Genomic DNA, 7,129 nt, shown 5'->3' with positions numbered 1-7,129 from the left:
GGATTGACTTCAAAAAAGAAATATTGGGCTTTTTAAGGGTTGACTTTTTAATAATAAATGGCCGTTATTTAAATTTCAGCCCGTTTATTTAAATAACTATATTTGCTATTTAAAAAACAAAGCAATATTTTAAATAAGGTGACATTTATATTAAGCGAACGATGAAAGATTTCCATTCTGGCACCTATGTCTCTCAGGGATATTACAAAAGTTTTCAACCTAGTATATTGAACCGGCCATGGTTTCTTAACGATATGGAAATACAACACCTATTGTCGAAAGCAGACCGACAATTAGGCCGTTTGGATATGTATTCTGAATATATACCAAATATCGATTTATTTATTAGCATGCATGTCGCAAAGGAGGCAACGCAAAGCAGCAAAATCGAGGGTACACAGACGAACATTGAAGAGGCATTTCTCGATAAGGAAGACGTGGCTATCGAGAAAAGGAACGATTGGGAAGAGGTTCACAATTATATCGACGCAATTAATGGGGCCATTGCTCAACTGGACAAGTCGCCATTCTCCTCGCGCCTCATAAAACAAGCCCATCACATTTTACTAAGAGGCGTTCGTGGGGAACACAAGCTGCCTGGAGAATTCCGGACTAGTCAAAACTGGATCGGTGGCGCCAGTATAGCCGATGCTACTTTCGTTCCTCCCGTACATCATAGTGTAAACGAGCTTATGAGCGATCTAGAGCAGTTCGCCCATAACGACGATTACTTTATGCCGGAACTGTTGAAGGTAGCCTTAATACACTACCAGTTTGAAACGATCCGTCCCTTTCTAGATGGAAATGGACGGGTTGGGCGGCTGTTGATTACGCTCTACCTTGTAGACAAAGGTATTTTGAAAAAACCAATATTATACTTATCAGACTTTTTTGAGCGCAATAGATTTTTATATTACGATAATTTGATGCGCGTTAGGACTCATCACGATTTAACGCAATGGTTCAAATTCTTTTTGGTTGGTATCATCGAAACAGCAAAAAAAGGAATAACGACGTTTGATGCTATTCTAAAGCTAAAGCGAGATATAGAAGCCGAAATCCAAACCAAGGGCACGCGGAGTCATCATCTATTGACAGTTATGAATTACCTCTACCAACGGCCTATAATAGAAGCTTCAAAAATCGTAGAAATTACCGGTGTGTCTGCACCAACCGCTTACCGTCTGGTCGATGAGCTGGTCGGCGCAGGAGTTTTAAAGGAAATAACAGGAGGGAAGAGAGGCAAAATCTATGGGTTCGATAAATACATTAGCCTGTTTTAAGTATTCCGATAAAGGTCCCCCCAATTCTACATATCTACGGCTTTCAGTTGCTCAACAATCGGTACATCGGCAGGTGCCCAGTCGTATTGGTCTAAGTCAACTACGGCTACCCATTTGGCGTCTGCATGCTCTTCGAGTAGCAACTTTCCGCCTACCACATTTGCGATAAAAGGCACCAACTGTATCCGGAAAGTCGGATAGTCGTGTTCTACCGGCTCAAGCCGTTTCACCACTTCAATATCCAAGTGTAGCTCTTCCCTTATCTCGCGCACAATGGTTGCTTCCTCATCCTCACCCGGTTCCACCTTACCTCCCGGAAACTCCCATTTCAATGGCAGGTCCATGGTGTTGCTGCGCTGGCAGATCAGTATCTTGCCGTGGCGGATGATGATGGCACAGGTAACGATGAGCATAGCGATAATGAAGTTTGGTTAAAAATATAAACTTTTCACTAACTTTACGAACGAGCTCAACAACCCATTGCTATATCATGCAACTCAAGAATATCGAACCGGCGATAAGCTATACATACGGTGATCAACCCACCACATGCCCCAAGTGTGGCAACCGCACAACGGTTTATGAAACTACAGACCTTCCTGTAGTGCAGCAGCACGCCTGCCTGTCGGCCAATTGCCGTTACACGTTTATTCAAGTTGCCGAAGAAGACAATCACTCGCTATGACCCGTGCGTACTATTCCGATACCATTGCCCATTTTTTGCACACGGCAGAAGAAGCTTTACTAGGCATACTCACCCAGCAGAGCAGCTTTAGTGTTGAGCTTACCCAGCGTGGCGCGTGGCAGCAGCAAATTCGTATCCTTAAGCAAGTGCTCGCGTCCTGTCCACAAGGCTATGTGTTTTTCGAGTACGACATTCCTCGTATGGGGCGGCGGATCGATGCCGTGGTCATTATCGCCAATGCCATCCTCGTCTTAGAGTTTAAAGTTGGCGATGTTAACTATCACCGCTATGCGATTGACCAAGTGTGGGATTATGCGCTCGACCTTAAAAACTTTCACGAGCCCAGCCACGCAGCAGTTATTGCACCCGTGCTTATTGCTACCGCCGCACCCGATGTACCCATTGTAGTAAGCACCACCATACATAACGACAATGTACTGTATCCTATATCCTGCAACGAAGCCCAACTACCCCTAGCTATTCAGCAAACCCTGCTGTTTGCAGATGGGCCAACTATCGATCCCTTAGCCTGGGCTAGCGGCCGGTATGCGCCCACACCCACCATCATCGAAGCTGCTACTGCGTTATACAACCAACATACCGTGGCCGATATTACCACCCATAGCGCAGAGAAGGTAAACCTCAGTCTTACCAGCACCGCCGTTAAGGAAGTAATCGGCTATGCCAAAGCAAACCATCGCAAAGCAATATGCTTCGTTACCGGCGTGCCTGGCGCCGGGAAAACATTGGTGGGGCTAGATATCGCTACCCAACAGTTGGATAGTGAGCAGCAAACCTCAGGCGTATTCCTATCGGGTAATGGCCCGTTGGTAGCCGTGTTGCGTGAGGCACTTACGCGCGATAAAGTGAGGCGAGAAAAAGAAGCCGGCCGTAAGTTAACAAAGACGGACGCCGGCCGGGGTGTGAAACTCTTCATTCAAAATGTACATCACTTTCGTGACGACTGTTTGGCCGATGAGCATCCGCCGCACGACCATGTAGCCATCTTCGATGAGGCGCAGCGCGCTTGGAATCATCAGCAAACCGCCAGTTTTATGGCGCGCAAAAAGAACCGTCCAGGCTTCGCTTACTCCGAATCCGAGTTTCTCATCTCGTGTTTAGATCGTCATCCCGATTGGGCCGTTGTGGTGTGTTTAGTAGGCGGAGGGCAAGAGATTAATACCGGCGAGGCTGGCATCAGCGAGTGGATCGTCTCGCTCAATCGGTCATTCCCGCATTGGGAAGTGTATGTGTCCAATCAGCTCACCGATAGCGAGTATGCTGCGGGCGAGGCGTTGTCCCTCCTCGCCCAACACCAAGCACCTGTGCATTACAAGCCCGAGCTGCATCTTTCGGTCTCCATGCGCTCGTTTCGAGCCGAGCATTTGTCGCTCATGGTGAAGCAGTTGTTAGACCTACAGCCTGATGAAGCCCACGCCACGCTGCAACGTATTAAAGATAATTATCCAATCGTGCTCACGCGCGATCTGCAAAAAGCCAAACAGTGGCTTAAACAACAGGCGAGGGCGAATCAGCGCTATGGCATCATGGTGTCCTCACAAGCTTACCGGCTTAAGCCACACGCTATCGATGTGCGTGTACCTACAGATCCGGTGCATTGGTTTCTAGATGGTAAGGACGACGTACGTTCATCCTATTACCTCGAAGATGTAGCTACCGAGTTTCAGGTGCAAGGCCTTGAGTTAGATTGGGCTTGCATTACCTGGGATGCTGATTTTCGATACCATGCGGACGGTTGGCAAACATTCACCTTTAAGGGCAGCCGCTGGGAGCGTATCCTCAAAGATGAGCGCAAGCAGTACCTCAAAAATGCGTATCGGGTATTACTTACCCGTGCACGGCAAGGTATGGTCATCGTGGTGCCCAAGGGCGATGCTGAAGACGCTACCCGCAGCGAAGCGTTTTATGATGATACGTATAACTACTTGAAACGGATTGGTTTTGACGTGTTATGAACCCACTATTGAAGACATACCTCCACGCTTTCACCCACCTCAAGCGAGGAGGCACCCGATATGGGATCGCCCCACATAAACCCGTATTGGTACTTACGCTTATGGAGTTGGTAGAAAAAGGTATCGTCATAGAAAACCGTTTCGAAGCAAACACCGATCTAGTAGGCCATTTCTTAGAAAATTGGCAGCTGCTCGTCTCCACGCCGCACCAAGCAGATTTCACGCAGCCGTTTTATTATCTGCAAAGCGACAAGGCCAGCGGTGAACCTTTTTGGCATCTAGTACCGAGACCAGGCTGTACTATCAATGCGCACATCAAAAGTGTGAACACGTTGGCCGAGGTGCTGGATCATGGGGAAGTACGTGCAGACCTTTTTGCGCTCATCCAAGATTCGGTAAGCCGTACCGTTTTGCAAACTGCCTTGCTTGACACCTACTTCCCTGACCGCAAAGCTTACTTCCTCGCGGCCAAGCATAGCGGCGAGGGTTACCTGCATGATGTGGAGTCTTACATTCTCCAAGAACCCGAAGCCAAATACAAAACCATCCGTATTGATACCGAAGAAGAAGTGTTTGTGCGCAATGGGCTGTTCAAACGCCACATTATCCAGCTTTACCAAAGTACCTGCGCATTTACCGGCATGCGTTTGCTATCGATGCATGGGCACAGTTTTGTCGATGCCTGTCATATCGTGCCATTCAGTGTAAGCCATGATGACCGCATCGGCAATGGTATCGCGTTATGCCCCAATATGCATCGTGCCTTTGACCGTGGATTGCTTAGCGTGGATGAAGATTATCGGATCATCGTGTCACCACATTTCACGGAGGATGATAAGCATGATTATAGCCTACGGAAATTACAAGGTAGTCGAATTAGCGGCCCGCAATCCACCAAATACCTACCCCAGCATGATAAGCTGAATTGGCACCGGAAACATGTATTTAAAAGTTAGCGTTACGCCACCAACGAGGAGTTACCAGCTCGTCACAAAACTCTCCATCTGCTTCAGATCATTATAAGAAGCTACTTGGTGAGTCTTCTTTACAGCCTTCCGTTTAGTCTGCGTTTTGGATACGGCATCCAGCATACGTATGATAGAAGCATCAGCATTTTTGATCACAATCTCAAAAGTGTCTTCATCATGGAGATACAATTCTTTGTGAAATTGATCCGCAAAAGAACGTGACATGAATTCTATGCCTGAAAAGTCCAATTCTATTTGCTTGTCACCACTATACTCTCTCACTATATCAGCGAGCCGGATAGCTGCCTCACGGGAGTCCAGTGTAACTGGCAACAGGTTGATAAGCTTCAATTCAGATGCAATCATAAGTTCATCCTCCTTTCGGATAAGGGGTGTAAAGATACGTAAAAGTATTCAAAAAAAAATTTAAAATCCAAATCAGCCTTCGTAGTAATCCGCAGGGTTAAAACCTTTTGGTACGCTATCGGGGATACGCATACAAGCATAAGCACCTTGCCAAAATATATTTTCTGGCAACTCTGTCACAACATTCTGCTCGTCTGTGTGAATATTGTATACATGCCCAGAATAAAGAAAATATTTTCCATGCAACCCCTCTGTAAGCATGCGTTTCGAAGTGCTAATCCCAAACCCTCTATCCACGTCGAGGCTCTTCGTAGACTTTCCTGCCATTGCCGCTTCCATAGCAAGCTTGTGCGTATTTACATGTAGATACTTATCCAATTTTTGGTAAGTCTGTAAAATTGTATTACCGATATCGACAATAGCCAAATCAAGATAACCTTTGTTCGGATAATACTGCGCTAGCAGATAACCACGCTCATCCTCCGAATGGTGCAGTACATTATTGACTGTTTCATCAATTAGGTACATCAATGCATGGCGTAATGCACCGGTGGCCCCTGTAATTGTGGTAAGTAGCTTATTTACTGCACTCAAAAAATGGTCCCGTATCCCCGAAACCTCAGGACCCTCTCCTACAGGAAAGCAAATTAATGGGATATATGTCTTCCCCTTATACTTTTCCAAATATTTAGCAGGATCCTCGGTGTCAAGCGGGTCAATTCCCTCTGGAAATTTAATATAACCCATGTATTCATTTACGGAGATCTTTCCAAAATTCTTCTTAAGAATGATTGATTGGTATCCTTTCCGTTTAAATTGCTGTATCACTAATGGTATTGCTACAGAATAAAATGGATGTGCGAATCTACAACCACTATAGTCTAGCTCGATATGTTCATATTGAGATCGTTGGGATATCCAGTCTATTAACCGGAACATATGGCCTATTGGCGCACCAAATGCATCATTGATCTGGCTAGGTAAATGTAATGTCGGCATAAGCTTTGGTCAATAACATGGCATTTGGCCTAAAATTATGCCAAAGATAAAAAAAGAAGTGGAGTTGAAATTGCCTTTCATCTCAATAACTTATAGATGAGACGGTATCATTATGATGCCTCAAATACTCTTTGCCAATCGAGTGCTTTAGCAATTTAAACGACTTGTCTCCAAATACTATCCCTCCTAAATCTAACAGCGCATGACAATTCGGACACACACACAAATCATGTTACCCCCTTTTCAGTTTGAAAGATTTCTCCAGTTCTATCTTTGTTCAGATTAGCAAATATAATCAGCGAGACAAGGATATCAGAAACTCATCCAATTTCTCCGACAAATAATCGTTGGGGGAATCCCCCTGGCCCTTTCTATTAATCATTTGTTCCAAGTCAGTCTCATCCATTGAAAGGATCAGCTTTCCACTCTCTCGTAGTGCGCCTTTGGAAGCAATAGCCGCTTGCGGACTCAACCCTTTTCTGGTAACAATAATAGCAGTTCCGCGCAACGCTTTCGGAAAAAGGTAACGTTCGGTAATATAAATTTGGCCTTGGGGCAGGAGGTCGCTATAATTCTTAAATTCAAACAGAACGAATCTTGAAGAAAATGATGAAACTATCGTTTTCCAGAAATCGTCAACGGAGTTTACCCGACAAATCAAGTCGAATCGAGATAATTCATCGTCGGTCTTATATTGTTTGGACCATACCGAAAGATCGGAAGCAAAAAGATATTGAAGTACCTCCGTTGCTTTACCCTCAAATTTTGACCATCCTGATTTTCCAACGGGAATCGCTTTTAAATCCGTAATTAGTCATCCCTTAAATTCTGTACAACACACTAACAGTCAGT

7 protein-coding genes are annotated in these 7,129 nt (G+C 45.3%); 4 read left to right on the top strand and 3 right to left on the bottom strand.

Going from position 1 to position 7,129, the window contains the following annotated elements; translation table 11 throughout:
- Window positions 1–254 precede the first annotated feature (254 nt).
- Window positions 255–1,283, top strand: coding sequence for a Fic family protein (locus NGM62_RS21215; protein WP_262250322.1), 1,029 nt, complete (start codon window positions 255–257; stop codon window positions 1,281–1,283).
- A 26-nt stretch (window positions 1,284–1,309) separates the two neighbouring features.
- On the opposite strand, the gene NGM62_RS21210 is transcribed toward NGM62_RS21215, so the two are convergent.
- Window positions 1,310–1,696 (bottom strand): (deoxy)nucleoside triphosphate pyrophosphohydrolase, encoded by a 387-nt coding sequence (locus tag NGM62_RS21210; protein WP_262250321.1) that lies wholly within the window; start codon window positions 1,694–1,696, stop codon window positions 1,310–1,312.
- A 77-nt stretch (window positions 1,697–1,773) separates the two neighbouring features.
- Here NGM62_RS21210 and NGM62_RS21205 point away from each other — a divergent pair, with 77 nt between their 5' ends.
- The 3 genes from NGM62_RS21205 to NGM62_RS21195 are packed head-to-tail and all read left to right on the top strand — an operon-like array spanning window position 1,774 to window position 4,900.
- Window positions 1,774–1,968, top strand: coding sequence for a hypothetical protein (locus tag NGM62_RS21205; RefSeq protein ID WP_262250320.1), 195 nt, complete (start codon window positions 1,774–1,776; stop codon window positions 1,966–1,968).
- Window positions 1,965–3,944 (top strand): DUF2075 domain-containing protein, encoded by a 1,980-nt coding sequence (locus NGM62_RS21200; RefSeq protein WP_262250319.1) that lies wholly within the window; start codon window positions 1,965–1,967, stop codon window positions 3,942–3,944. Before NGM62_RS21205 ends, NGM62_RS21200 begins: the two co-directional genes overlap by 4 nt.
- Window positions 3,941–4,900, top strand: coding sequence for an HNH endonuclease (locus NGM62_RS21195; protein ID WP_262250318.1), 960 nt, complete (start codon window positions 3,941–3,943; stop codon window positions 4,898–4,900). The genes NGM62_RS21200 and NGM62_RS21195 overlap by 4 nt, the downstream gene beginning before the upstream one ends.
- A gap of 21 nt (window positions 4,901–4,921) precedes the next feature.
- Here the strand turns inward: NGM62_RS21195 and NGM62_RS21190 are convergent, their stop codons facing one another.
- Entirely contained in the window at window positions 4,922–5,278 is a 357-nt protein-coding gene (locus tag NGM62_RS21190) for an STAS-like domain-containing protein (RefSeq protein WP_262250317.1), read from the bottom strand.
- 72 nt (window positions 5,279–5,350) lie between these two features.
- Complete coding sequence (locus NGM62_RS21185; RefSeq protein WP_262250316.1) at window positions 5,351–6,277, bottom strand: hypothetical protein; 927 nt, start codon at window positions 6,275–6,277, stop codon at window positions 5,351–5,353.
- Window positions 6,278–7,129 lie beyond the last annotated feature (852 nt).

The organism is Parapedobacter soli, assembly GCF_025460835.1.
Classification (GTDB): domain Bacteria; phylum Bacteroidota; class Bacteroidia; order Sphingobacteriales; family Sphingobacteriaceae; genus Parapedobacter; species Parapedobacter soli.
The sequence above is the reverse complement of the archived record's forward strand: the minus strand, read 5'-3'. Positions and strand labels throughout refer to the sequence as shown.

Coding starts and splice junctions, on each gene's coding strand:
- NGM62_RS21215 (WP_262250322.1), top strand. CDS start 255: ATGGAAATACAACACCTATTGTCGAAAGCAGACCGACAATTAGGCCGT.
- NGM62_RS21210 (WP_262250321.1), bottom strand. CDS start 1,696: ATGCTCATCGTTACCTGTGCCATCATCATCCGCCACGGCAAGATACTG.
- NGM62_RS21205 (WP_262250320.1), top strand. CDS start 1,774: ATGCAACTCAAGAATATCGAACCGGCGATAAGCTATACATACGGTGAT.
- NGM62_RS21200 (WP_262250319.1), top strand. CDS start 1,965: ATGACCCGTGCGTACTATTCCGATACCATTGCCCATTTTTTGCACACG.
- NGM62_RS21195 (WP_262250318.1), top strand. CDS start 3,941: ATGAACCCACTATTGAAGACATACCTCCACGCTTTCACCCACCTCAAG.
- NGM62_RS21190 (WP_262250317.1), bottom strand. CDS start 5,278: ATGATTGCATCTGAATTGAAGCTTATCAACCTGTTGCCAGTTACACTG.
- NGM62_RS21185 (WP_262250316.1), bottom strand. CDS start 6,277: ATGCCGACATTACATTTACCTAGCCAGATCAATGATGCATTTGGTGCG.